The following is a 23,419-nucleotide window of genomic DNA, read 5'->3' as shown; positions in this document are numbered from 1 at the left end:
GATGCCCAGCCAGGGGAAGTTCGAACATGGGTCACTTCTCAGTGGAAATTCCCGGTCCACCCGGGTCAGCTCTCAGCCGAAATCAACACCTGGTGGACCCAACGGCCGTCCGGCTTGGCCGTTTCTCGGAAGGTTCCAGAATCGAGCTGATCAGCGGGTTCTGAGGTTTCGCCCGCGTCGACCGCATCAACGCCCAGGCTCGCGACGGCGGGGGCCATTCCAGCCCGGTCTGGCATCGTGGAAGGCCAGTCGACGGCTGGAAGGTAACGGCGGCCTCAAACCCTTCGATCGCATCGGACCCGTGGTCGACATGGTGCCCTGACCGCGATCTTTGTCCAACATAATCGTTGACCTTGTCGGACAAGGAGGCAGACTAACCCCAACAGATGGAGCGATGATGGACGGACCTGTCACCCTTGCCCGCGCGACGCATGTCAGCCGCGACGTCATGGATGACCTTGTCGCGCTCATCGTGGCCGAGGGGATCAGGCCCGGCGACCGCCTCCCGACCGAATTGGACCTCGCCCGCCGCCTTGGCGTCAGCCGCCACCGCCTGCGCGAGGTGCTGACCGCCTGGACGCGCGTCGGCATCGTCAGCCGCAACAAGGGCGCCGGGACCGTTCTTGCGGCGCCTGTCACGGGGCGGACCCTGCATCTGCCCCTGACCGTGACGGTGGAGGCCGAAAGCCTGCTGCGGACCCTGGCGGTCCGGCGGCCCCTGGAGGTCGAGGCCGTGCGCCTTGCCGCCCGCGATGCCTCGCCCGCCGCGCGGGACCGCATCGTGGCCCGGATGCTCGACCTCATGGCGCAGCACGAAGCCGGGGCCGACTGGCGCGCGGCCGACAGGGCCTTCCATGCCGCCATCCACGACTCGACCGGCAACCCGCTCTTCGGGCAGCTCATCACCCAGCTCCAGCGGGCCTTCGACACGATCTACGAGACGCCCTTCGGGATGTCCCACCTGGGCTCCGACACGATCCCCATGCACCGCGCCCTGGCCGAGGCCGTGGTGGCCGGGCAGGGGGAGGAGGCTGCGACCCTCATGACCCGGATCCTCGACGACACCGAAGCGGCCGCCCGCGCCGTCATGGAAGGACCTCAATGACCGGCCGCCCGTCCCTTGCCACCCGTCTCGCCAAGCCCTGGGCCGAAGGCTCGGGCCCCATCACCCCGCCCATTCACCAGACCTCGCTCTTCGCCTTCGACGATTACGCGGCCTTCGAGGCGCGGATGATGGGCCAATCCGCCGAGCCGCTCTACACCCGTGTCCAGAACCCGACCGTCGCCGCCTTCGAGCAGATGATGGCCGACCTCGAAGGGGGCGGGGCCGCCGTCGCCTTCGCCAGCGGCATGGGCGCGATCTCGGCCACCGTCCTCGCGCTCGTGAACCCCGGCGACCGAGTGGCCTGCGTGGAGCACGTCTACCCCGACAGCTACCGCCTCCTCGAACGGGTGCTGCGGCCCATGGGGGTCGAGGTCACCTACCATCCGCCCCAGGCCTTTGCCGAGGACCCGGACCTCCTCCGGGGCGTGACCCTCGCCTATCTCGAAAGCCCCACTTCCATGGTGATGGAGGTCATCGACCTCCCCCGCGCCGCCGAGAACGCGCGGCGGCATGGGACCCTCACCGTCCTCGACAATTCCTGGGCCACGCCGCTCCACCAGCGCCCGCTGGAATCCGGCATCGACGTCGTGGTCCATTCGGCCTCCAAGTACATCTCGGGCCATTCCGACACCGTGGCGGGCGTGGCCGTGGCCTCCTCGGCGCTCATCGCACGCCTGCGCGACCTGACGCTGCCCCTCCTTGGCGCCAAGCTCGCCCCGTTCGAGGCCTGGCTCCTCGTGCGCGGCCTGCGCACGCTGGTCCCCCGGATGCGGATGCACGAGGCGACCGCGAACCTCTTCGTCGACCGCCTCGCGACCCTGCCGCAGGTCACGCGCGTCCGTTCCCCTGGCCCGAACTCCACGCCGGGCCTCACTGGCCGCTCCGGCCTCCTTTCGATCGAACTGGCCGAGGGCATCGACATCCCCCGCCTCGCCGACGCCCTCCAGCACTTCCGCCTGGGCGTGAGCTGGGGCGGCTTCGAGAGCCTGATCGTCCCCGCCGCCATCACGCTGAAGCAGGCGGGCGAAAAGAACGCCCCCCAGCGCTTCGGCGTCTCGCCCCGCCTTGTCCGTCTGTCGCTGGGGCTGGAGGACGCCGAGGATCTTTGGGCCGACTTCTCCGCCGCGGTGGAGGCTGCCGCCACCTGAAACCACCAGGCCCACCAAGAGGCCGCATCACCAACCCCTGGGAGGACCCGCATGACTCTGAAATCTACCCTGCTCGCCGGCGCCGCGCTCGCGCTCCTGGCCGGAGCGGCCCCCGCCGCCGACCTCACCCTGGTCGAGGTCATCACCTCGCCCGAGCGGACCGAGGTCCTCCAGGGCCTCGTGTCCGCCTGGGAGCAGGAGACCGGCAACACCGTCGAGATCGTCTCGCTGCCCTGGGGCCAGGCCTTCGAGACGCTGGCCACCATGGTCGCGGGCGGCGACATCCCCGACGTCGTCGAGATGCCCGAACGCTGGATGGCCCAGTATTCCGCCGCGGGCCAGCTCACCGACCTTGGGCCCTATGTCGAGAAGTGGGAGAACGGCGCCACGCTGACCGAGCAGACGGTCCGCATGGGCAGCATGACCGCCGCAGGCAAGCTCGAGATGATCCCCTACGGCTTCTATCTGCGGGCCATGTTCTACAACAAGGACCTGCTCCAGCAGGCGGGCGTCGCCGAGCCGCCCAAGACCATGGAGGAGTTCGTGGCCGCCGCCAACGCGGTGAGCCAGATCGAGGGCAAATCCGGCTACTGCCTGCGCGGCGGCCCCGGCGGCACCAACGGCTGGATGATGTTCGCCGCCGCGATGAACGACAATCCGGAGTTCTTCGACGAGAACGGCCAGTCCACGATCAACCAGCCGGGCGCCGTCCAGGGCCTTCAGATGCTGATCGACCTTTACACCTCGGGCGCGGCGCCCCGCGACAGCATCAACTGGGGCTTCAACGAGATCGTCGCGGGCTTCTACTCGGGCACCTGCGCCTTCCTCGACCAGGACCCGGACGCCCTCATCGGCATCGCCGACCAGATGGACCCGGACACCTTCGCCGTGATGCCCATGCCCGTGGGCCCCGGCGGCCGCGCCTTCCCGACCATCGGTTACGCCGGCTGGTCGATCTTCAACACCACCGAAAGCCCCGACGAGGCCTGGAGCCTCGTGGCGCACCTGTCCTCGCCCGAGTCGAACTCCACCTGGGCCAAGCGCGTGGGCGTGATCCCGATCCACCAGGGCGCCGACCAGGACCCGTACTTCCACACGCCCCAGTTCGCCGGCTGGTTCGAGGAGCTGAACAACCCCGACACCTACATCCCGCTGTCCATGCCGTCCTACCTCGAAGGCTTCGGCTACTTCGCCGACCAGCTCTCCATCGAGACGGCGCAGCAGGCGCTCCTGGGCCAGATCACCGCGCAGGAGATGGCCGACCAGTGGGCCGAGTACCTGACCGCCGAATACACCAAGTACAAGGACGCGGGGGGCAATTGAGCGCCGCCCTGACCGACACCCCCGGGGGAACCCGGGGGCGCCTCAGCCGCGCCTATCTCGGGATGGTGGCAGAGCCCTGGCTCTACCTCCTTCCCTCCCTGCTGCTCATCGGCGGGGTGATGCTGCTGCCGCTCGCCATCGGGCTCGGCTACGCCTTCCAGGAGTTCAACCTGCTGCGTCCCGGCGCCGCGAAATGGGTGGGCCTCGACAACTTCCAGGACCTCTGGGCCGACCCGCAGTTCTGGCGCGCGCTCCGCAACACGCTGGTCTGGACGGGGGCGAGCGTCACGCTCCAGTTCGCCGGCGGCCTCGGCCTGGCGCTGCTCCTCAACACCCGGTTCCACGGAAAGAAGCTGGTGCAGGCGCTCGTGTTCCTGCCCTGGGCGGTGCCGACCTTCCTGACCGCGCTGACCTTCTCCTGGCTCCTCAACCCGGTCATCGGGCCAGTCCCCTACTGGCTTTCCGGCCTCGGCCTCATCGAGGAGCCCTACAACATCCTCGGCAACCCCGACACCGCGCTCTGGGGTCCTATCCTGGCCAATGTCTGGTACGGCGTCCCGTTCTTCGCCATCACGCTCCTCGCTGCCCTGTCCGCGATCCCGTCCGAACTCTACGAGGCCGCCGAGATCGACGGCGCCTCAGGCTGGCAGAGCTTCACCAAGATCACGCTGCCCTTCCTCGCGCCCATGATCGTCATCACGGTGATGCTGCGGACCATCTGGATCGCCAACTTCGCGGACCTGATCTACGTGATGACCGGCGGCGGCCCCGCCAACTCCACGCAGATCCTGTCCTCCTACATCTTCACCACGGCCTTCAAGCGGCTGGACTTCGGGCACGCCTCGGCCATCGCAGTGGTCCTTCTGGCGCTTCTCATGATCTATGCCGCGATCCTGCTCGCGGTGCGGTCGCGGCTGGTGCGCCGCTGATGGCCGCCCTCGGTCGCCCCCATCCGGCGCTGGTCGCGGGGAAATACCTCGCCCTCGCGGCCTACGTCGCCTTCGCGCTCTTTCCGCTCTACTGGCTGGTGAAGATCGCGGTCACGCCCGACCGGCTCATCTACTCCGAAGGCACCCGCTACTGGCCCTCGGCCGCCACCTGGGACAACTTCCGCGAGGTCCTGGGCTCGGACTTCCTGCGCTTCTTCGGCAACTCGGTGATCGTGTCGCTGTCCACCGCCGCCATCACGGCGGTCATCGCGGCGGGCGGCGGCTATGCCTTCTCGCGCTTCGACTTCCGGGGCAAGCGGCTGGTCTCGGCGCTCCTCCTGCTGACGCAGATGTTCCCGCTCCTCATCATCATCGCGCCGATCTACCGGATCGTGGCGTCGCTCGGGCTGCTCAACACGCTGCCCTCGCTGATCGTCACCTACACCGCCTTCAACATCCCCTTCGCCCTCTTCCTGATGCAGTCCTTCTTCGACGGCATCCCCAAGGACCTGGAGGAGGCCGCGATGATCGACGGCTGCACGCGGATGCAGGCGCTCCGCAAGGTGATCCTGCCCCTGACCCTCCCCGGCCTCGGCGCGACGCTGGGCTTCGTCTTCACCGCGGCGTGGAGCGAGATCCTTTTCGCCCTCATGCTCATCCGCAAGGAGGAAAGCATGACCTTCCCCGTGGGCCTCCTCAACTTCGTCTCCAAGTTCTCGGTGGACTGGGGGCAGATGATGGCGGCGGGCGTCCTCGCGCTCGTGCCCTCCTGCCTCTTCTTCGCCTTCATCCAACGCTACCTCGTCCAGGGCCTCACCTCGGGCGCGGTGAAGGGCTGATCCATGGCAGGCATCGAACTTTCCGGCATCGCCAAGTCCTACGGGGGCGTCGAGGTGCTGCGCGACGTGGACCTCGCGGTGGGGGAGGGGGAGTTCGTCGTCCTCGTCGGCCCCTCCGGCTGCGGCAAGTCCACCCTGCTCCGCATGATCGCGGGGCTGGAGCCGATCACCGCCGGAGAGCTCCGCATCGGCGGCCGCCGCATGAACGAGGTCCCCCCGCGCGGGCGCGACATCGCCATGGTGTTCCAGAGCTATGCCCTCTACCCCCACATGACCGTGGCGCGGAACATGGGCTTTCCCATGGAGATCGCCCACCGCCCCAAGGCCGAACGCGCCGGCCCCGTCGCCCGCGCCGCCGAGGTGCTTGGGCTTGGGAAGCTCCTTGACCGCTACCCCCGCGCCCTGTCCGGTGGCCAGCGCCAGCGTGTCGCCATGGGCCGCGCCATCGTCCGCCAGCCCCAGGCCTTTCTTTTCGACGAGCCGCTCTCCAACCTCGACGCCGCCTTGCGGGTCGAGATGCGGCTGGAGATCGCGCGCCTCCACCACCGCATCGGCGCCACCACCGTCTACGTCACCCACGACCAGGTCGAGGCCATGACCTTGGCCGACCGCATCGTGGTGATGAACGCGGGCCGCATCCAGCAGGTCGGCACGCCCATGGACCTTTACGAGCGTCCCGCAAACCGCTTCGTCGCGGGCTTCATCGGCTCGCCCACCATGAACATCGTCGAAGGGACGCCGGTCCCGGACGGCCTGCGCCTCGCCGACGGCACCGTCTGGCCTGCGCCCCTTGGCGCCCGCGCCCTCGGCATCCGGCCCGAGCACCTGCACGTCGCCCCCGACGGCGACGGCGCCGGCCTCCGCGCCGAGGTCCAGCTGATCGAGCGCCTGGGCTCGGACACCAACCTGTTCTGCGAGGCGCCCGGCGTCGGCCCGCTCCTCGCCCGCGTCCATGGCGACGTGAACCTGGCCCTGGGCTCCTCGGTGGTCCTGACCCCCGACCTCGCCCGCCTCCATCCCTTCGACGCCGAGGGCCGTCGCGTCCCCGTCGGGCGCTAGGCGTTCCCGACACACCCATCCCCGACCGTCCCAGGCCGGAATGGCCCCGCGTCCCATTCGCCGCTATGCGCACTGGGACGCGGCCAAGGTCTCTCTTGGGTTGTTCCCGCTTCATCTGATAAACTGTCAAAGCAGGACCGGAGGACCCATGGCGAAGCGGGACGGAGTGGTGGCCGAGGAACGTGCCGGCGCGCGCCGATCCACCCGCCGCGCGGGCCAGCTCGACGGGGTCATCGAGTTCCGCGGCATCCTCGGCTCGACCGTCGCCGAACTGGGCCGCCGCATCGTCGGCCAGGAGTGGAAGCCGGGTGACGCCCTCCCGCGCGAAAGCGACCTCGTGGAGGAGCTGGGCGTCGGACGGTCCGTCGTGCGCGAGGCGTTCCGCATCCTGGGCGCCAAGGGCCTGATCCGCAGCCGCACCTCGGACGGCACCCGCGTCCTCCCGCGCGAGGAGTGGCGGCTCCTCGACGCCGACGTGATGGACTGGCGCATCAAGGCCGGCGACACGCGGGACCTTCTCCTTGAACTCCTCCGCGTCCGCGCCGTGCTCGAGCCCGGCGTGGTGCGCGAGGCGACCCTGTTCGCCTCGCCCGAGGCCCGCGCCCGCATCCACGCCGCCTGGGACGCCAAGGTGGAGGTATTCCTGAACGAGGACCCCGACCTCGCGGAGCGCCGCCGCCGCTTCATCGAGACCGACCTGGAGTTCCACCGCGCCTTCCTCGCCGCCGTCGAGTCCCCGCTGCTGGGCCAGCTCTTCAACGTCATCGAGGCGGCGCTGCGGCTCCTCTTCGACCTTCAGATGCGGGCGCGGGGCTACGAGACCGAGATGATCGGCATGGAGGACGGCCACCGCCACCACGCCGAGGTCATGGCCGCCTGGCTCGAGGGCGACGCCGACGGCGCCGCGCAGGCCATGCGCGCGCTGGTGGCACGGGCCATGGAGGACGCGCAGGAGGGGCTGGCGAAGGCGGGGCGGTAGGGCTCGCCGTAGGGTGCGCTTCAGCGCACCATGGCACGGGGGCCGCGAATTGGTGCGTTGAAGCGCACCCTACGACCGTCCCACCGATCATTAGTCTTTCCTCAACCTTTCCATGCCATCTTGACCCCGTCCGCGGGAGGCCACCCGGCGGGGTAGGGGAAGCTGCGCCTTCCGCTCATTCGTACATCCGGATCGACACGCCGCCGTCGATCACGATGTTCTCGCCCACGATGAACCGCGCCTCGTCCGAGGCGAGCAGCACCGCTACCGCCGCCACCTCCTCGGGCCGGCAGAGCCGCCCCGGCGGCTGCTTGGCCTCCACCTCGGCGCGGAACGCCTCCGGGTCGGGCTGGCTCGCGAAGTAGGCGGCCACGGCGGGCGTTTCGGTGTAGCCGGGCGAGATCGCGTTCACCGTCACGCCCTGCGCCGCATACTCCAGCCCCAGCGCCCGCGTCATGCCAAGGAGCGCGTGCTTGGCCACCGGGTACGGGAAGGTGCCCCGGATGACCGTGAAGGCGTGGTTCGAGATGATGTTGACGATGCTCCCGTGCCGCTTCGCCAGCATCCCCGGCAACACGGCGCGCGAGCAGTGCCACGCCCCTTCGAGGTCCACCGCCATGCAGCGCCGCCAGTCCTCGTCCATCATGGCGAGCGGCTCGCGAAAGACGTTGATCCCGGCGTTGTTCACCAGCACGTCGATCCCCCCGACCCGCGCTACGGCAGTCTCGTGCATCACCTTCACCGACCCCGGATCGGCCACGTCGCACCGAAGTCCCAGCGTCACCGCTTTGGTCGCTTCCGTGATGGCCCGCGCCTCGTCCTCGGCGCCGTCGAGGTCGGCCAGCACCACCGTCGCGCCCTCCTCGGCAAAGCGCCGAGCGATGGCCGCCCCGATCCCCCGGGCCGCGCCCGTCACCAGCGCGACCTTGCCTCCCAACCGGCCCATGCGACTTGCCTTTGTCTGATAAACAGCCATACTCGGGCGCATAAGAACACATCCCAGGGAGGAAACAATGCACTTCCGCAGAACGGCGGCTGCCGTGCTGGGCCTTGCCGTCGCCGCGTCCGGCGTTACGGCGCAGGAGAGCAAGGGCCTGCTGGTCGCCATCTACAAGTCGGGCACCCAGCAGTACTTCATCGACCAGGCGCAGGGCTTCACCGAGGCCGCCGAGGCGGCCGGCTATCAGGCCCAGACCATCAATGTGGAACTGGATTCCAACCTCGCAGTCAGCGCGGTGTCCGACGCCATCGCGGCGGGCGCCAAGGGCATCGGCATCACCGTGCCGGACCAGTCGCTCGGGCCGGCCATCGCGAAGGCGGCGGCGGACGCGAACGTGCCGCTGGTGGCGACCGACGACGCGATCCAGGACGAAGCTGGGGCCGCCGTGCCCTTCGTGGGCTTCAACGGCACCGACATGGGCACCAAGGTCGGCCAGTCGGCGGCGGAGCTGCTCCAAGGGTCGGGCTGGCTCGATTCGGGCGACTACGGCGTCCTCGTGGTCGAGGTCTCGACGCTGTCGGTCTGCATGGATCGCACCAACGCCGAGCGCGAGCAGCTTCGCGCTGCCGGCGTCACCGACGACAAGCTCATCACCGTGCCCTACGATGGGACCACCGACGTGGCGCTGACCGCCGCCGGACCGGTCATCACCGCGAATTCGGGGATCAACAACTTCGTGGTGGTGGGCTGCAACGACGAGGGCGTCCTGGGCGTCGTCAACGCGCTGCGGAACGCGAGCTACGAGCCGGCCTCGGTGATCGCCGTGGGCCTGGGCGCCTATGAGGCCTGCCGCCCCTGGAAGGAAGGCATCGACACCGGCTTCCGCTCGGCGCTGTACCTGTCGGGCGTGGACGTGGGCAAGGCGGCGGCCGAGGCGCTGATCGCCCACATCGAGAACGGGACGCCGCTCCCGCCCGAGACGGTCGCCAACACCACCATGGTCACGCCCGAGAACTGGGAAGCGACCATGCCCTGTGGCTGAGGCCGATGACATCGTTCCAGGCGGGCCTGTCGCGGGCCCGCCCTTCGGTTCGGACCCATTCATGACCGCATCCATCCTCGACGTCGCCCATGTCGGAAAATCGTTCCCCGGCGTGCGCGCCTTGGCCGACGTGTCGCTCACGGTCGCGCCCGGCGAGGTCGTGGCCCTGGTGGGCGAGAACGGGGCGGGCAAGAGCACGCTCCTCAAGATCCTGTCCGGCGACTACCGGCTGGACGAGGGGACGGTGAGCCTCGGCGGCGCCGAAGTCTCCCACGCCTCGCCGCTGGAGGCGCGCCGCGCAGGCTTTCGGCTGGTGCGGCAGGAGCCCGAGATCGTGCCCGACATCTCGGCCGCCGAGAACGTGTTCGTGGGGGAGTATCCGCGCCGCTCCCTGGGTCGCGTGGACCACGGCGCGATGCGCGAGGCCATGGCGGCGCAGCTCCGGCGCTATGGTTTCAAGGGCCTCGTGGACCCCGACCAGGCGGGGCGGTCGCTGTCGCCCGCGCAGACGCACATCGTGGAGATCGTCTCGGCGCTGAAGCCCGGCGTGAAGGTCGTGGCCTTCGACGAGCCTACTTCCTCGCTCACCTCGGACGAGGTGGAGCGGCTGTTCCAGCTCATCCGGCAGCTCAAGGCCGAGGGGCTCGGAATCATCTACGTCTCGCATCGCCTCAAGGAGGTGCTCGCCATCTCGGACCGCGTGGTCGTGCTCAAGGACGGGCGGGTGACGGGGAACCTTGTCACGGCCCGGACCAGCGAGGACGAGATCGTCCGCTACATGGTCGGGCGCGAGCTGGTCCACGATTTCCGGCGCGAGGAGACGACCCGCCCCGAGGTCGTGCTGGAGGTGAGCCACCTGTCGAGCCGCTGGCACCGGGACGTGAGCTTTTCCATCCGAGCGGGCGAGATCCTGGGCTTTGGCGGCCTCGTCGGAGCAGGCCGGACCGAGCTCGCCAAGGTCCTGTTCGGAGAATACCCGCGCGCCGGGGGCACGGTCCGCCTGCTGGGGCGGGAGCGGGACATCCGCTCACCGTCGGATGCCATCGCGGCGGACATCGGCTTCGCGCCCGAGAACCGCAAGGCCGAGGGGCTGATCCTGGTGCGGAGCGTCATCGAGAACGCCTCCATGGCGGTCTACCGTCGGCTGTCGCGCTGGGGCGTCCTCAGCGACCGGCGCATGGTCGAGAAGGTCGCCCCGGTGATCCGGGCGCTGGACGTGAAGACGCCCTCGATGGAGCAGGAGGTCGGCAAGCTGTCGGGTGGCAACCAGCAGAAGGTCGTGCTGTCGCGCTGGCTGGCCGCCGGGCCGCGCCTCCTGATCCTCGACGAGCCCACGCGGGCCGTGGACGTGGGCGCCAAGGCCGAGATCTACCGGCTGATCGACCGCCTCGCACGGGATGGCATGGCGATCATGCTGATCTCCTCCGAGATGCCGGAGCTCCTGGCGCTGTCGGACCGGATCGTGGTGATGAGCGGCGGGCGGCTGTCGCCCGTCATCGAGAAGAAGGACGCGACCGAGGAGATCGTGGTCTCCTACGCGCTGGGCAAGGGAATGGCGGCATGAGCGTAGCGGAGGCGCGGGACAACCGCGCGCGCAAGGGGGCGGGCCAGAGGGCGCTGGAGGCGGTGGGGGCGGAGAACCTGTCGCTGCTCATCGCGCTCGCGCTCCTCGTGGCGCTGATCGCGTCGCAGTCGGACGCCTTCTTCTCCTCGCGCAACATGCTCAACATCGCGCAGAACATGGCCGTGACGGGGCTCGTGGCCGTGGGCATGACCATGGTGATCGTGTCGGCGGGGCTCGACATCTCGGCGGGGGCCATCGCGGGTGTCGCCGGGGTGGTCTGCGCGCTGCTGGTGACGCAGGCTGGGACGCTGGTCGGCGGGGTCGCGGGGGGCCTCGCGATGGGCGCGCTTCTGGGCCTCGTGAACGCGTCGATCATCAACTACCTACGGGTGAACCCGGTGGTGGCGACGCTGGCGACGCTGTCGGCCTTTCGCGGGGTGGCCTTCCTCATCGCGCCGGAGGGGAAGCCGGTGGGCGTGCTGGACCCGACCTTCGCGCTCCTGGGCTCGGGCCGGCTGTTCCAGTTCGGGGGCTTCCCGGGCCTGCCGATCGCCTTCCTCATCATGGCGGTGGCGGCCGTGGTTGGGCACTTCATCATGTCTCAGACGGTGTTCGGGCGGTCCATCTACTCGATGGGCGGCAACCCGGCGGCGGCGCGTCTGGCGGGGATCGACCTCAACCGGATGCGCCTTGCCATCTACACCATTGCGGGGGCGCTCTCGGGCCTAGCCGGGGTGATCCTGGTGGCGCGGACCTCCTCCGGGCAGCCGCAGGCGGGGACGGGGCTGGAGCTGGAGGCCATCACCTCGGTCTTCTTGGGTGGCGCGCTGCTGGCGGGGGGCAAGGGGACGGTCGCGGGGACGATGCTCGCGGTCCTGCTGCTCGCGGTGCTGTCGAACGGGATGAACCTTTTGGGCATTCAGACCTTTTACCAGCTTGTCGCGAAGGGTCTGCTGCTGGTCGTCGCCGTGGCCATCGGGCAGTGGCGCATGGTCCGGGCCGAGCGGCGGCAGGCGCGGCTCACGGCGGCGGGGCAGGGCTGATGCGGATCACGGCCCTCAAGACCTTTCTCGTCCCGCCCCGCTGGCTGTTCCTGAAGATCGAGACCGACGAGGGCGTCTCGGGCTGGGGCGAGCCGGTGCTGGAGGGGCACGCCGAGACGCTGGCGACCCAGGTCGCCGAGTTCGGGGATGTCCTGATCGGCCAGGACCCGAGCCGGATCGGCGACATCTGGCAGACGCTGTATCGCAATGGCTGCTACCGTGGCGGGCCGGTGCTGATGAGCGCGCTCGCGGGGATCGACACGGCGCTCTGGGACATCAAGGGGCGGGCGCTGGGCCAGCCGATCCACGCGCTCCTGGGCGGTCCGGTGCGGGACCGGGTGCGGAGCTACGCTTGGATCGGGGGCGACCGGCCCCGCGATCTCCTCCAGGGGGCCGAGGCACTCATGGCGCGGGGGTTCGACGCCTGCAAGTTCAACATCTGCGACGAAATGCAGATCGTGGACACCCACGCCAAGGTGGACGCCGTGATCCGCAATCTGTTCGGCTTGCGCGAGGCGGTGGGGACGCGGATGGACCTCGCCTTTGACTTCCACGGGCGGGTGCACCTGCCGATGGCGCGCGTGCTGCTGCGGGAGCTGGAGCCGCTGCGGCCGCTGTTCGTCGAGGACGCCGTGGCGGCGGGCGCGGTGGAGGAGGCGGAGGGGCTGTCGCGCCTCACCTCCATCCCGCTCTGCTTCGGGGAGCGGATGCACAACCGGTCGGAGTTCAAGCACCTCTTCGAGCGGCGCATCGCGCAGGTCATCAACCCGGACCCGGCGCATGTGGGAGGCATTTCCGAGACGGTGCGGATCGGGTCCTGGGCCGAGGCCTATGACGTGGCGCTCGCGCCGCATTGCCCGCTCGGCCCCATCGCGCTGGCGGCCTGCCTGCAAGTGGACGCCGTCTGCCACAACGCCTTCATCCAGGAGCAGAGCCTCGGCATCCACTACAACACCGGGGGGGAGGTGACGGACTACCTCCTGCCGGGGAACGACCTCACGCTCCGGGACGGGTTCCTGCACGTCCCCACGGGGCCGGGCCTCGGGATCGAGGTGGACGAGGCGGCGGTCGTGGCTGCGGCCGAGCGGGGCCACCGCTGGCGCGCGCCGGTCTGGCGGCACCGGGACGGGTCCATCGCCGAATGGTGACGCCCAACGTCACGGGCGTCCACTGCGTCCTGTTTGCGCTGTTCGATGCGGAGGAGGGGCTCGACCGGGCTCATACGATTTCGGTCACCCCCGGGTGGGTGACGGGGGCCAGGGCAAACAATCCTGCTTGGTCTCCCGCAACCTGAAAGATCGCGTGCAATGTCGTTCCCACAGCCGATCAGGATCCTCTATGTCGCTCCGTACGTCGGGATAGATTCGATATCGGAGCCACGGCAGGCGTATGATCTGATCGCATCGGTCAGGTCGCACGTCACCGGAGTGATCCTGAAGCGGCAGGACCGCCATACCCGCGACCTGGAGGCGGCGCTGCCCAATTTCCAGGTCGTTGAGATCAAGGCGGAACGCCCGCGTGCATTCCCCCAACGCCTGGCCTCGGTCGCGCTGCCAGAGTATTTCATCTTCGAAAGAAAGGCCAAAGGTGTAATAAAGCGCCTGATGAGCGAGCAGCCGTTCGACCTGGTCCATCAGGTCACGCCGATGTCGATCAGGTATCCCAGCCCGGCGCGGCATTTCACCGTTCCTTACATCATCGGCCCCGTCAACGGCAGCCTGAAAACCCCCGTCGCGCTCCGTGTCGAGATGGCGAAGGAGCCGAGCTACATGAATCTGCGCGGTCTTGATGAATTCCGTCTGCGATACAGCCCAGCCCTGCGAAGATCCTTCAGCCGCGCCCGCCTGGTCATCGGAGGTACCTCCTACATTGGCGAGACCCTGAAGGCGGTCACGAGGGGCCGTTTCACGGTTCTGAGCGAACACGGGATCGAGCGACCGGATGTCTTGCAGGGCGTCGCGCGATCGTTCCGTCACGATACCCTGAACATCCTGTTCGTTGGCCGGCTGGTGAGAACGAAAGGGGCGAGAGAGCTGGTGCGGGCGATCTCGCTGGTTCAGCCTCACGTCAAGCTCGTCTGCAGGATCGTGGGCTCGGGTCCTGACTTCGATGATACCTGCGCTGAGATCGAGCAGTTGCGCCTGGGTGATCGCGTCAGGATGTTGGGGCGTCTCGGGCCGGATCAGGTCCGAGAGCAATACAGGAGCGCTGACGTCTTCATCTTCCCGAGCTTCCGCGAGGCTTCGGGCGGCGTTCTCATCGAGGCGATGTCATCCGGGTTGCCGATCGTCACGGTCGATTATGGCGGGCCGGCTGAACTGGTTGATCGAGGATCAGCCATTCTCGTCCGACCCCAGGAAAGCTGGGGGATGGCGAAGGAGATCGCCCAAGCCATCTCCGCGCTTCACGATGATCGGAGCCAGCTCGAACGGATGTCACGGAGTTCCCTGGAGCATATCAGGCGGAATTACCTTTGGAGCAGCAAGTCGATGCGCCTGCTGGACATCTACAGGACCGCTTTGTCGTGAGCCGTCGCCCCGGTTGGTCACCATTCGGAGCTGGGGCGATCTGTGCCGTCGGGGGTCAGGCCTCCCGGTCGCCCTGATGGTGCGCCGGAGTTCGCAGGGCATCCGCAGGGCGCTGCCGGCACGGGGCTTCGCTGCATGGCGAAATCACTCGCCGGCTTGATCTCCCTGTCCGGCCCCCTGGTAGCCGTTCCACCATTGCGCTCGACTCGCCCATACTTCTTTCTTGAGCAAGAACCCTGGCCGCTTCACCTGGAACGCTTGGAGGGCCAGGGCCAGTCCATATCTTGAACCCGCCCCCAGTCGGATCAGGGCAACGGCGATAGGCTGCTGCCAGACCGGGAAATGTTTGCGCGCGAGTCGGATCCGCGCTGCGAACAACTGGATTTCCCGTGGGCCGTCTTGTTGGGACTGACCGTTCAGGTGAACGATCGTTGCTGCTGGCGTGAAGGTGGGACGCGCCCCGAACGCGCGTGCTCTCAGGCAAAGATCGGCCTCCTCGCCGTAGACGAAGAAGGCCGGGTCAAAGCCGCCGAGGTCATCCCACAGGCTGCGCTCGATCAGGAAGAAGCACCCCGTGACGATGTCGACCTCCCGTTCGTGGTCACGACCGAACCTCGGGTAGGCTTCCGGGTTCGCCAGGTTCGAAGCCGGCCAGGAGGCACTCAGGCCCAAGCTGCGGCAGATCACGCTCCAGAGTGTCATGCGGCGCCAGCAGGACGTGGGATTGAGCCGTCCATCCTGGAAGATCGTGCGTCCTCCCCAAATCCGCGCAGCGGGGCGCCTCCGGGCGAATGCGAGCAGGGCGTCGACCGCGCCCGGCAGCACGACCGTATCGGGATTGAGCAAGAGGAGGTACGGCGCTCTGGACGCCTGCGCGGCCAGGTTGTTGCCGGGGCCGAATCCGATGTTGGCCGGCAGCGCCATCAGGCGCACGCCCGGGAACTCCTGACGGATCCTCGAGGCTGAACCGTCCTCCGAGGCATTGTCGACCACGATCACCTCGTGGGGGGCTGTGGTCCCGGCGGCAAGGCTTCGAAGGGCGGCACATGTCAGATCACGAGTGTTGTAGCTGATGATGAGGACGGAGACGTCCGGATCTGTCTCAAGATTCCGCTCCTCGCCCGGCTGGACCAATGAAACCTCCACAATCTCTCGGCGCTGATCCGATTGGAATGGCACGCAGCGCAATGTCGCGGCTATCGTCGTCCAGGTGAAGCGGCTTAGTTGAACCTAAGAGCCTCCCTTGAGCCGCTTCTGGCTTGGCCCACGGAATTGCAACTTGTGAGATCCGGCCGTCGAGGTGCCGGAGACCAGACAGTAGCGGAGTATGCCAGTTGAATCGTTCCGTGAGGGAGCCCCGAGCTATCCGTCCTGCAAGGGCGACGTCGCCCGCCAGCCGACCCGATGGCTCCTCCGCGCTCCCCCAGGCCCACCGGGTCCTGATGGTCGACCTCAACAACTTCGCCAGTTTTCCCACTCTGGCCATCGGCCTTCTGGTCGCGGCGCTCCGCAATCGCGGTCATCAGGTCCAGCTGATCTCCCCATTGGCCCACGATGTGCCAGCCACGGCCCGCGAGCGCCGGGAGACGTGGTTCGATCACGCGCAGCGCCGCATCCATCTATCTGACTGGCAGCCTGTTCTCTCGGTGCGCGATGCTCTGCGCCGGATGCGGTCATGGCGCAACGAGTTGCTGCATCCCGTGGTCCTGCGCGAAGTGGCGCAAGCCATCGAAGCCCGGCCGGACGCAATCCTGCTGTCGGCCTATCTCCAGCATTTCAACACGGTCCGTGAGATCGGTCGTCTCGCCGCCGCCCGGGGTATACCTGTCCTGCTCGGCGGGCCGATGTTCAACGTCGCCGATGTTGCGGAAGCGTGGCGGGGCCTCCCGGGGCTGGCGGGCGTGGTCGGAGCCGAGGCCGATCGCGATCTGCCGGAGATGGTCGAGACGCTATGCTCGGGTGGGGACATCGGCCGATTTGCCGGGCTTACCCTGCCGGACGGATCGCGGAGGACCACGGCGGCGCCCCTGCGCCAGTTGGACGCCACGCCCATGGCCGACTTCACCGATTTTCCCTGGGACCGCTATCCGGTGCGGATCGTCCCCCTGATGACGGGGCGGGGGTGCCAGTGGGACAAGTGCCTCTTCTGCAGCGACGTGATCTCGGCCAGCGGGCGCACGTTCCGCACCCGGTCGGTCGAGAACGTTCTGCTGGAGATGCAGGAGCAGGCCCGGCGGCACGCCACGACCAACTTCCTGTTCCTCGATCTCAAGCTCAATTCCTATCCCGACATGATCCGTGGCATCGCCGACGGGCTTGGCCGCTACGTTCGGGGGGCGGAATGGATCGGCACCGTCCATGTGGACCAGCGGCAGGACAACGGCCTGTCGCGGCAGGACCTGTTCGCCGCGGTTGCAGGCGGGATGCGGCGGGTGAGCTTCGGGCTCGAGACCGGAAGCCAGCGGCTCTTGGACCTGATGCAGAAGGGTGCTTCGGTCGAACGCAACTCCGAGTTCATCCGCGACGCCCATGCCGCGGGACTGAGCGTGCGCTGCACGATGTTCAAGGGGTTTCCCGGCGAGACCGCCGCGGACATGGAGGCCACGGCCCGGTTCCTGGAGGCCCATTCACGCTACCTCGACCGGGTCCGCTTCAACGATTTCTCGCTGCAACATGACACGCCGATCTTCAGGAAGGTCATGGAGAAGGGGGGCGCCTTGGGCGCGCTGGTGGTGCGCCGGACCGAGGACCGACGGGCCCGGGCGGAGTACCGTAATCCAGATGCAGGCGACCGCAGCTATCGCAGGGCCAAGGCGCGCGCCCTGGCGGTCGTGCATGAGATCAACCGCCGCCCGTTGCGGGACACCGCGCGTCAGTTCGATGGCCTGATGTGATGCTGCGACGTCTCGCGCGGTTCGGCGTGGCCCGGCAGGACTACGCCCGGGGGAGCAGTCCGCTGGAGCGGCGGCTGCGACGGATTTCGGCTCTCGAGCGGCGCGAGGAGGCCCGCGCGTTCCTTGATGCGTTCCATGACACCACCGGAGCCCCGCGCGAGGTGCGCCAACGACGCTGGGCCGAGGTCCGGCGCGGCCTGTCGTGCGAGGGGTTCTACGAGCACACCCCCGCGGAGCTCGCCTTTGGTGCCAGGCTGGCGTGGCGCAACCACGGACGCTGCATTGGCCGGCTGTTCTGGGAGAGCCTCGATGTCGTGGACGCACGGACCCTGACCGGGCCCGAGGCGATGGCCGAACGGATCACGGGACACATGACGGAGGCGCTGGGCGATGGTCGCGTCCGTTCGGTGATCTCGGTGTTCGCGCCGGTCCGGGGCACGGCGCTGCCGGCCTTCGTGGAAAGCGCGCAGATCACGCAATACGCCGGGCACGCGGTCGCAGGGGGCGCGGTCATCGGCGACCGGAGGAACGTGGAAGCCACCCGCATCGCCCGATCGCTCGGCTGGCACCCCGAGGGGGAGCCCGACCGCTTCGATCTGCTGCCGTATTTCGTTCGCGATGCGCAGGACCGGCGCGTCATGTTCGAGCTTCCGGCCGGGGCCCTGCGCGAGGTGCCCATCACGCATCCCGAGAACGCGGCCCTCGCCGACCTGGGCCTGCGCTGGTATGCCGTGCCCTGCGTGAGCGGGATGATCCTGACGATCGGGGGCATCGACTACCCCTGCGCACCGTTCAATGGCTTCTACATGTGCACCGAGATCGCCTCGCGAAACCTCGCGGACCGCGACCGATACGATCTCCTCCCCGAGGTGGCCCGGGTGTTGGGGCTTGGTCACGCGGCAGGAGAAGCCCCGTTCTGGCGAGACACGGCGCTGACCGAGCTCAATCGCGCGGTGCTGCACTCCTACAAGGCAGCCGGTGTGACGATGGTGGACCACCATTCGGCCTCGGACCAGTTCATGGAGTTCCACCGCCGCGAGCAGGCGCAGGGCCGCCAGGTCGCGGCCGACTGGCGTTGGATCGTACCCCCGCAGGCCAGTGGGGCCTGCGAGGTGTTTCACCTGCGGATGCGCAACTTCCATCCCGTGCCCAACTACTACACGAGTCGTGTGGACGACGGATTACGGCTGATGCCGTGGTATGGGGACCGGTATCGCAAGCTGCCGGAGCGGGTGATCGACCGGCTCAGGCGGCGCTGGAAGCTCTGGAAGCGCATGGCGTGGTAGGGCTGGCCTGGACGCGCGACCATGATGCGAGCGTCGGGTCGATCCGAAGGCTGCCGGTGCCCGGGCCCATGCCGTCCCAAGTGGAATGCCCCAGTGCGTCCGCCAGAATCATTCCTTCGGGTTCGTGAACAGCAGCCCCAGGGAGCCCGCGAAGGCCACCATGCAGAAGATCATGGCCGCGTGATCGGTCATCCCGGACAAGGCCGTTGCGAGCCCCATCATGGCCACCTGCAGTCCCAGAAAGACGCCCTTCGTGGAAATGAGCCATCGGGTGCCCAAAAGCCGTTCCGGCCGATGGGCGGGGAGCCAAGTTTCCCAGGTTCCGGGCTGACCGGCTTCTTGCTCGACGACGAAGTTCTTGATCTGCATGGTGCGGACGCCGTGGTGGCACCACTGCAGCAACAGGGCCCCAGAGGCTACGGCATGGATCGACGCCGTGATCCAGGCCGAGCCGGGCCGAACGAGGCCTACGATGGCCAAGCCAGTGAACATGGCCACCGCCCCGACGAGCAGAAGGTTCTGCAGGACGATCCGGACTAGCAATTCAAACTTCTGGGGAGTCAGGTCAGGGCGCAAGGGACAGTCCACCGGGCAGCAGAATGGTTCATGACACACGCCGGATGCACGGGGCCCGACCTGCACGACTGCAGCAGAGGAGCCGAAGGGGCGTCGCTCGCTCCCTCATCTCTGCCCCGATCCCGGCACAGGAACAACCGGATGGTTGGCCGCCCTGGAAGTGTGGAGATGATAAAGGTGGATCGGGCCCAAGAGGCACCCGTGCCGATGCGGCCGAGGTCACGGACCGGGCAGCGCGTGCATCCAGGGTTCCGTGGCTCGAGCCAAGCAGGGATGGGGGAAGCGGGTCAGGGAGCCGGTCGATTGGCCGCTTTCCGGTGAACTCCCTGGCCAAGCTGGACGCCGATCCTTGCTCGACCCTTGCAACGGCTCGTTGGCTGCCGGCGAGAGCAGTCCAGGCGACGCGAGATCCGGCACGCCCGCCAGAACCGAGACAAGTTCGCATTGGTCTGACAGCACATTCCCAAGACTGTCCTTGAATCCCCCTGCCGCGCGTCCACTATGGCGGAGCCGTGGACACAGGCTGCCTTCGCGGCCCGCCAGAGGAGTCACCATGCCCCAGGCCCGGATCCTTGCCCTGACGCGGAGCGGGCCTTCGCCACGCCTCGCGCTCAGCCTCCTGGCGCTCGCCTCGGCCGTCTGGGCCTGGGAGGCGCGGGCGCAGGAGGCTGACAGCGACGCGGCATCACCCCAGGCTGCTGCGGGAGGCACTGAGGTGGCGGGGATGAGCGCGGCCGGCGCCCCTGCCGCCGGGAGCGAGACGATCATCTCGCACGGCTATTCCTTCTTCGGCGACCTGAAGTACGCGGCCGACTTCGATCACCTCGACTACGTGAACCCGGACGCGCCCAAGGGCGGCGAGATCTCGGAATGGGCGCAGGGGAACTTCGACAGTTTCAACATGTACACCATCCAGGGCAACGCGACCCCCTGGGGCGCCTTCCCGTTCGAGTCGCTGATGGCCAGCACCGCCGACGAGGCGACCGCGTCCTACTGCCTGATCTGCGAGACGCTGGCATATCCCGAGTCCCTCGACTGGGTGATCTTCACCATGCGCCCCGAAGCCAGGTTTTCGGACGGGTCGCCGTTGACGGCCAACGACGTCAAGTTCTCCTACGACCTTTTCATGGAGCAGGGCCTGGAGTCCTACCGCATGGCGGCGGGCGGCTTCGTGACGGAGGTCGAAGTGCTGGACGACCATCGGATCAAGTTCACCTTTGCGCCGGATTCGCCGGTTCGCGACCGGATCCCCTTTGCGGGCGGCATCTCCATCCTGTCGCAGGCGGAGTTCGAGCGGACGGGTGCGCGGCTCGACGCCCCGAGCGACGTGCCGTTCCTGGGCTCCGGGCCCTATCTGGTGGACAGCTGGGACATGGGCCGCCAGGTTTTGCTGCGCCGGGACGACGACTACTGGGGCAAGGACCTGCCCATCAACGTGGGGCGCAACAACTTCGACACCATCCGGGTCGAGTACTTCGCCGACGCCACCGTGGCGCTCGAGGCCTTCAAGGCCGGCGAGTACACGTTCCGGAACGAGACCGACCCGCTGCTCTGGGCCACGGCCTACGACTTTCCGGCCGTGCAGTCGGGTCAGGTCGTGCGGGAGGAGATCCTTAACGGCGGCGTCCCGGTGGCGGCCTATTGGGCCTACAACCTGCGCCGTGCGGTCTTCCAGGATGTCCGGGTCCGCGAGGCGTTGAGCCTCGTGTTCAACTTCGAATGGACCAACGCGACCCTGCTTTATGACCTCTACGAACCGTTGCCGTCCTTCTTCACCAACACCGACATGATGGCGGTGGGCACGCCGACCGAGGGCGAACTCGCCATCCTGCAGCCGCTGGTGGACGACGGGCTCCTGGACGCGTCCATCCTGACGGACGAGGCCGTGCTGCCCCCCGAGTCGAGCCCCGACCGCGAGATCGACCGGGGCAACCTGCGCCGCGCGAGCGGGCTCCTGGACGAGGCGGGCTGGACCGTGGGTGCCGATGGCCTGCGCCGCAACGCCGACGGAGAGGTGCTGCGGGTCGAGATCCTCGAGTTCTCGCCGACCTTCGAGCGCCTGACCCTGCCCTACGTCTCGAATCTCGAGCGGCTGGGCGTGGACGTGGAGTTCGAGATCGTGGACCCCGCGCAGGCCACGCAGCGCCGCGACAGCTCCGACTTCGACATGAGCCGCTGGAGCCCGGGCATGGACTTCGAGCCGGGCTCGGGGCTCAAGCAGTGGTTCGGCTCGGAGTCCGCGGCCGAGTCCAACCGCAACCTTCCGGGCATCCAGGACCCGGCGGTGGACCGGATCATCGACATCGTGGTCAACGCCGACACGCGCGAGGGGATGGAGACGGCGGCCCGCGCGCTGGACCGGGTGCTGCGCGCGATGCGGCTGGGGGTGCCCCGGTGGTACAACCCGAACCTTTGGGTGGCCTACTACGACATGTTCGACCATCCCGAGGCGCTGCCGCCGTTCAGCGTCGGCGAACTGGACTTCTGGTGGTATGACGCCGAGGCCGCGGCGAAACTCCAGGCGGCCGGGGCGTTCCAGTAAAGCGACACGACCTCGAGCTGGGGCAGCCCGCACCGGCATCATCAGGACAAGCCGGTGTGGCAGCGAGAGTGCGCAGGCCGCTGGCGGGTTTCCAAGGGCCCCTTTCGGCCCTGAGCCAAGCGACGCTGATCCAGTGCCCAAGAGAACGGGGCAGGGCCTCTGCCCGCTCATCTGACAAAGCTGCCTGGGCCGCCCGATCCAGGATCGGGCTGGCAGTTTTCGCTCGACTCCGCTGACAACTCTCGGTGGCGTCGGGGGCCCACAACCAACACTGATTGCAAGGCCGCCTCCGGCAACGGGGCGGCCTGGTTCGCCTTTGGCCCACCCCGCCCGGGAGTGGTGCCGAACCAGCAGCCCGGTCCGCGGGTCCTTTGGTGGGATGCCGGGACCCGCCGGATCCTCGGGCGAAAGCGTCAGGGCGCCCCGGTTGCGAACGCGTCGATGGGGGTCACAAATCGGATTGCCGCATCACTGGTATGATGAGTATGCTTGGGAACAGAATGCGCGGCTGCCCCGGTCTGGGCCGGGGCCAGACACAGCGCAACCAACCAGCGGAGGAGGAAACCAGATCATGTCCAGGCGATTCGTCGTTCTGCTCGGCGCGGCCATTGCGGCCATTCCCGTTACTGGTCTGACCAGCGCGGCTGTGGCGCAGGACGCCCCGGTCATCGCGCTCAGCAACTCGTTCTACGGCAACACCTGGCGGCGGCAGATGGTCGATGCCTTCACGGAGCAGGCCGAAGCCGCCAAAGCCGAAGGGCTGATCGCCGACTACGTCGTGCTGAACGGCGACGGCTCGGTGGCACAGCAGAACGCCCAGTTGGCCGAACTCGTGCTGCGGGGCGTGGACGCCATCGCGATCAACGCGGCCTCCGAGACGGCGCTGAACGGCATCGTCAAGCAGGCCTGCGACGCCGGCATCAAGGTCATCGCCTTCGACTCGCTCGTCACCGAGCCCTGCGCCTGGAAGGTCGGCTTCGACTTCACCGAATACAAGACGGCCCAGGCCGAAGCGACGCTCGACCTCATCGGAGATGCGGGCAACGTCATCGTCGTGCGGGGCGTGGCGGGGTCGGGCCCTGACGAGCAGATGTATGCGGCGCAGATGGCGGTGCTGGCGCAGCACCCCGAGGTGAAGGTCGTGGCCGAGGTGATCGGGCAGGCCACCGCCTCGGAGGCGCAGCAGGCCATCGCCAACATCTTGCCGAGCCTGCCTCAGGTGGACGCGGTCCTCGCGCAGGGGGGTAGCGACGATTACGGCATCGCGCAGGCCTTCGAACAGTATGGTGGTCCCTACGCCGAGAAGATGCCGGTGATCGAGGGCGGCGGCAGCAGCGACTTCGTCCTGTGGTGGGCTGGCAAGGCGGCGGACGGCTACAAGACCACCTCCATGAACACGACGCCAGGGATCGGCGGTGCGGCCTTCTGGCTCGCCTACGAGATCACCCAGGGCGCGCAGCCGCCGATGGAGATGACCATGCCCGTCGCCGTCGTCGAGGACGAGAACCTTGCGACCTTTGCCGAGGGGCTCGAGCCCGGGTTCATCATCAGCCCGAGCTACGACCGCGCCTGGGTCCAGGCGAACCTGCTGAACGCGCAGTGAGCGCTGCCACGGCCTCGCG

General features: G+C 68.2%; 19 protein-coding genes. 16 read left to right on the top strand and 3 right to left on the bottom strand.

Translation table 11 applies throughout. The annotated features are described in order from the left end of the window. Nucleotides 1–394 precede the first annotated feature (394 nt). From J3P31_RS20430 to J3P31_RS20400, 7 genes are all read left to right on the top strand, one after another. The gene (locus J3P31_RS20430; RefSeq protein ID WP_246849810.1) at nucleotides 395–1,105 is read left to right on the top strand and encodes a FadR/GntR family transcriptional regulator; all 711 of its coding nucleotides are present in this window, start codon (nucleotides 395–397) and stop codon (nucleotides 1,103–1,105) included. After that, nucleotides 1,102–2,253: an aminotransferase class I/II-fold pyridoxal phosphate-dependent enzyme gene (locus J3P31_RS20425; RefSeq protein WP_210530380.1), complete on the top strand. Its 1,152-nt coding sequence runs from the start codon at nucleotides 1,102–1,104 to the stop codon at nucleotides 2,251–2,253. The genes J3P31_RS20430 and J3P31_RS20425 overlap by 4 nt, the downstream gene beginning before the upstream one ends. 51 nt (nucleotides 2,254–2,304) lie before the next feature. After that, nucleotides 2,305–3,576, top strand: a complete 1,272-nt coding sequence (locus J3P31_RS20420; protein WP_210530379.1) for an ABC transporter substrate-binding protein — start codon at nucleotides 2,305–2,307, stop codon at nucleotides 3,574–3,576. Further along, entirely contained in the window at nucleotides 3,573–4,505 is a 933-nt protein-coding gene (locus tag J3P31_RS20415) for a carbohydrate ABC transporter permease (protein WP_246849717.1), read from the top strand. The genes J3P31_RS20420 and J3P31_RS20415 overlap by 4 nt, the downstream gene beginning before the upstream one ends. Continuing rightward, entirely contained in the window at nucleotides 4,505–5,344 is an 840-nt protein-coding gene (locus tag J3P31_RS20410; RefSeq protein WP_210530378.1) for a carbohydrate ABC transporter permease, read from the top strand. The genes J3P31_RS20415 and J3P31_RS20410 overlap by 1 nt, the downstream gene beginning before the upstream one ends. Nucleotides 5,345–5,347: 3 nt before the next feature. Next, a complete protein-coding gene (locus J3P31_RS20405; protein WP_210530377.1) occupies nucleotides 5,348–6,403 on the top strand; it encodes an ABC transporter ATP-binding protein in 1,056 nt (351 codons plus the stop codon). 148 nt (nucleotides 6,404–6,551) lie between these two features. Continuing rightward, complete coding sequence (locus J3P31_RS20400; protein WP_210530376.1) at nucleotides 6,552–7,382, top strand: FadR/GntR family transcriptional regulator; 831 nt, start codon at nucleotides 6,552–6,554, stop codon at nucleotides 7,380–7,382. Between the two features lie 175 nt (nucleotides 7,383–7,557). Here the strand turns inward: J3P31_RS20400 and J3P31_RS20395 are convergent, their stop codons facing one another. Beyond that, the gene (locus tag J3P31_RS20395; protein ID WP_210530375.1) at nucleotides 7,558–8,328 is read right to left on the bottom strand and encodes an SDR family oxidoreductase; all 771 of its coding nucleotides are present in this window, start codon (nucleotides 8,326–8,328) and stop codon (nucleotides 7,558–7,560) included. A gap of 67 nt (nucleotides 8,329–8,395) precedes the next feature. Between J3P31_RS20395 and J3P31_RS20390 the strand changes: the two genes are divergently transcribed. The 5 genes from J3P31_RS20390 to J3P31_RS20370 all read left to right on the top strand — a co-directional run bounded on the left by J3P31_RS20390 (nucleotide 8,396) and on the right by J3P31_RS20370 (nucleotide 14,499). Then, the gene (locus J3P31_RS20390; RefSeq protein ID WP_210530374.1) at nucleotides 8,396–9,364 is read left to right on the top strand and encodes a substrate-binding domain-containing protein; all 969 of its coding nucleotides are present in this window, start codon (nucleotides 8,396–8,398) and stop codon (nucleotides 9,362–9,364) included. Between the two features lie 61 nt (nucleotides 9,365–9,425). Then, entirely contained in the window at nucleotides 9,426–10,928 is a 1,503-nt protein-coding gene (locus J3P31_RS20385; RefSeq protein ID WP_210530373.1) for a sugar ABC transporter ATP-binding protein, read from the top strand. Then, nucleotides 10,925–11,971 carry an ABC transporter permease gene (locus tag J3P31_RS20380; RefSeq protein WP_210530372.1) on the top strand — a complete coding sequence of 349 codons (1,047 nt, stop codon included), beginning with the start codon at nucleotides 10,925–10,927 and terminating at the stop codon, nucleotides 11,969–11,971. Before J3P31_RS20385 ends, J3P31_RS20380 begins: the two co-directional genes overlap by 4 nt. Continuing rightward, on the top strand, nucleotides 11,971–13,119 hold the full coding sequence (dgoD, locus tag J3P31_RS20375) for a galactonate dehydratase (protein WP_210530371.1): 1,149 nt from the start codon (nucleotides 11,971–11,973) through the stop codon (nucleotides 13,117–13,119). Before J3P31_RS20380 ends, dgoD begins: the two co-directional genes overlap by 1 nt. Before the next feature lie 159 nt (nucleotides 13,120–13,278). Beyond that, on the top strand, nucleotides 13,279–14,499 hold the full coding sequence (locus J3P31_RS20370; protein ID WP_210530370.1) for a glycosyltransferase family 4 protein: 1,221 nt from the start codon (nucleotides 13,279–13,281) through the stop codon (nucleotides 14,497–14,499). Nucleotides 14,500–14,643: 144 nt separating this feature from the next. Here the strand turns inward: J3P31_RS20370 and J3P31_RS20365 are convergent, their stop codons facing one another. Beyond that, nucleotides 14,644–15,633, bottom strand: a complete 990-nt coding sequence (locus tag J3P31_RS20365) for a glycosyltransferase family 2 protein (protein WP_210530369.1) — start codon at nucleotides 15,631–15,633, stop codon at nucleotides 14,644–14,646. 308 nt (nucleotides 15,634–15,941) lie between these two features. Here J3P31_RS20365 and J3P31_RS20360 point away from each other — a divergent pair, with 308 nt between their 5' ends. Continuing rightward, nucleotides 15,942–17,393 carry a B12-binding domain-containing radical SAM protein gene (locus tag J3P31_RS20360; protein ID WP_210530368.1) on the top strand — a complete coding sequence of 484 codons (1,452 nt, stop codon included), beginning with the start codon at nucleotides 15,942–15,944 and terminating at the stop codon, nucleotides 17,391–17,393. Continuing rightward, nucleotides 17,393–18,679 carry a nitric oxide synthase oxygenase gene (locus tag J3P31_RS20355; protein WP_210530367.1) on the top strand — a complete coding sequence of 429 codons (1,287 nt, stop codon included), beginning with the start codon at nucleotides 17,393–17,395 and terminating at the stop codon, nucleotides 18,677–18,679. Before J3P31_RS20360 ends, J3P31_RS20355 begins: the two co-directional genes overlap by 1 nt. A gap of 108 nt (nucleotides 18,680–18,787) precedes the next feature. Here the strand turns inward: J3P31_RS20355 and J3P31_RS20350 are convergent, their stop codons facing one another. Further along, complete coding sequence (locus J3P31_RS20350; protein WP_210530366.1) at nucleotides 18,788–19,222, bottom strand: hypothetical protein; 435 nt, start codon at nucleotides 19,220–19,222, stop codon at nucleotides 18,788–18,790. Between the two features lie 586 nt (nucleotides 19,223–19,808). On the opposite strand from J3P31_RS20350, the gene J3P31_RS20345 reads away from it, so the two are divergent. Next, the gene (locus J3P31_RS20345; protein WP_210530365.1) at nucleotides 19,809–21,797 is read left to right on the top strand and encodes an extracellular solute-binding protein; all 1,989 of its coding nucleotides are present in this window, start codon (nucleotides 19,809–19,811) and stop codon (nucleotides 21,795–21,797) included. 571 nt (nucleotides 21,798–22,368) lie between these two features. Continuing rightward, nucleotides 22,369–23,400, top strand: a complete 1,032-nt coding sequence (locus tag J3P31_RS20340) for an ABC transporter substrate-binding protein (protein ID WP_210530364.1) — start codon at nucleotides 22,369–22,371, stop codon at nucleotides 23,398–23,400. Nucleotides 23,401–23,419 lie beyond the last annotated feature (19 nt).

The sequence above is a fragment of the Rubellimicrobium arenae genome, assembly GCF_017916275.1.
Taxonomy (GTDB): domain Bacteria; phylum Pseudomonadota; class Alphaproteobacteria; order Rhodobacterales; family Rhodobacteraceae; genus Rubellimicrobium; species Rubellimicrobium arenae.
The sequence above is the reverse complement of the archived record's forward strand: the minus strand, read 5'-3'. Positions and strand labels throughout refer to the sequence as shown.

Bases quoted from the DNA above. Each gene is read 5' to 3' on its own strand.
- J3P31_RS20430 (WP_246849810.1), top strand. From the start codon at position 395: ATGATGGACGGACCTGTCACCCTTGCCCGCGCGACGCATGTCAGCCGC.
- J3P31_RS20425 (WP_210530380.1), top strand. From the start codon at position 1,102: ATGACCGGCCGCCCGTCCCTTGCCACCCGTCTCGCCAAGCCCTGGGCC.
- J3P31_RS20420 (WP_210530379.1), top strand. From the start codon at position 2,305: ATGACTCTGAAATCTACCCTGCTCGCCGGCGCCGCGCTCGCGCTCCTG.
- J3P31_RS20410 (WP_210530378.1), top strand. From the start codon at position 4,505: ATGGCCGCCCTCGGTCGCCCCCATCCGGCGCTGGTCGCGGGGAAATAC.
- J3P31_RS20405 (WP_210530377.1), top strand. From the start codon at position 5,348: ATGGCAGGCATCGAACTTTCCGGCATCGCCAAGTCCTACGGGGGCGTC.
- J3P31_RS20400 (WP_210530376.1), top strand. From the start codon at position 6,552: ATGGCGAAGCGGGACGGAGTGGTGGCCGAGGAACGTGCCGGCGCGCGC.
- J3P31_RS20395 (WP_210530375.1), bottom strand. From the start codon at position 8,328: ATGGGCCGGTTGGGAGGCAAGGTCGCGCTGGTGACGGGCGCGGCCCGG.
- J3P31_RS20390 (WP_210530374.1), top strand. From the start codon at position 8,396: ATGCACTTCCGCAGAACGGCGGCTGCCGTGCTGGGCCTTGCCGTCGCC.
- J3P31_RS20385 (WP_210530373.1), top strand. From the start codon at position 9,426: ATGACCGCATCCATCCTCGACGTCGCCCATGTCGGAAAATCGTTCCCC.
- J3P31_RS20380 (WP_210530372.1), top strand. From the start codon at position 10,925: ATGAGCGTAGCGGAGGCGCGGGACAACCGCGCGCGCAAGGGGGCGGGC.
- dgoD (WP_210530371.1), top strand. From the start codon at position 11,971: ATGCGGATCACGGCCCTCAAGACCTTTCTCGTCCCGCCCCGCTGGCTG.
- J3P31_RS20370 (WP_210530370.1), top strand. From the start codon at position 13,279: ATGTCGTTCCCACAGCCGATCAGGATCCTCTATGTCGCTCCGTACGTC.
- J3P31_RS20360 (WP_210530368.1), top strand. From the start codon at position 15,942: ATGGTCGACCTCAACAACTTCGCCAGTTTTCCCACTCTGGCCATCGGC.
- J3P31_RS20355 (WP_210530367.1), top strand. From the start codon at position 17,393: ATGCTGCGACGTCTCGCGCGGTTCGGCGTGGCCCGGCAGGACTACGCC.
- J3P31_RS20345 (WP_210530365.1), top strand. From the start codon at position 19,809: ATGCCCCAGGCCCGGATCCTTGCCCTGACGCGGAGCGGGCCTTCGCCA.
- J3P31_RS20340 (WP_210530364.1), top strand. From the start codon at position 22,369: ATGTCCAGGCGATTCGTCGTTCTGCTCGGCGCGGCCATTGCGGCCATT.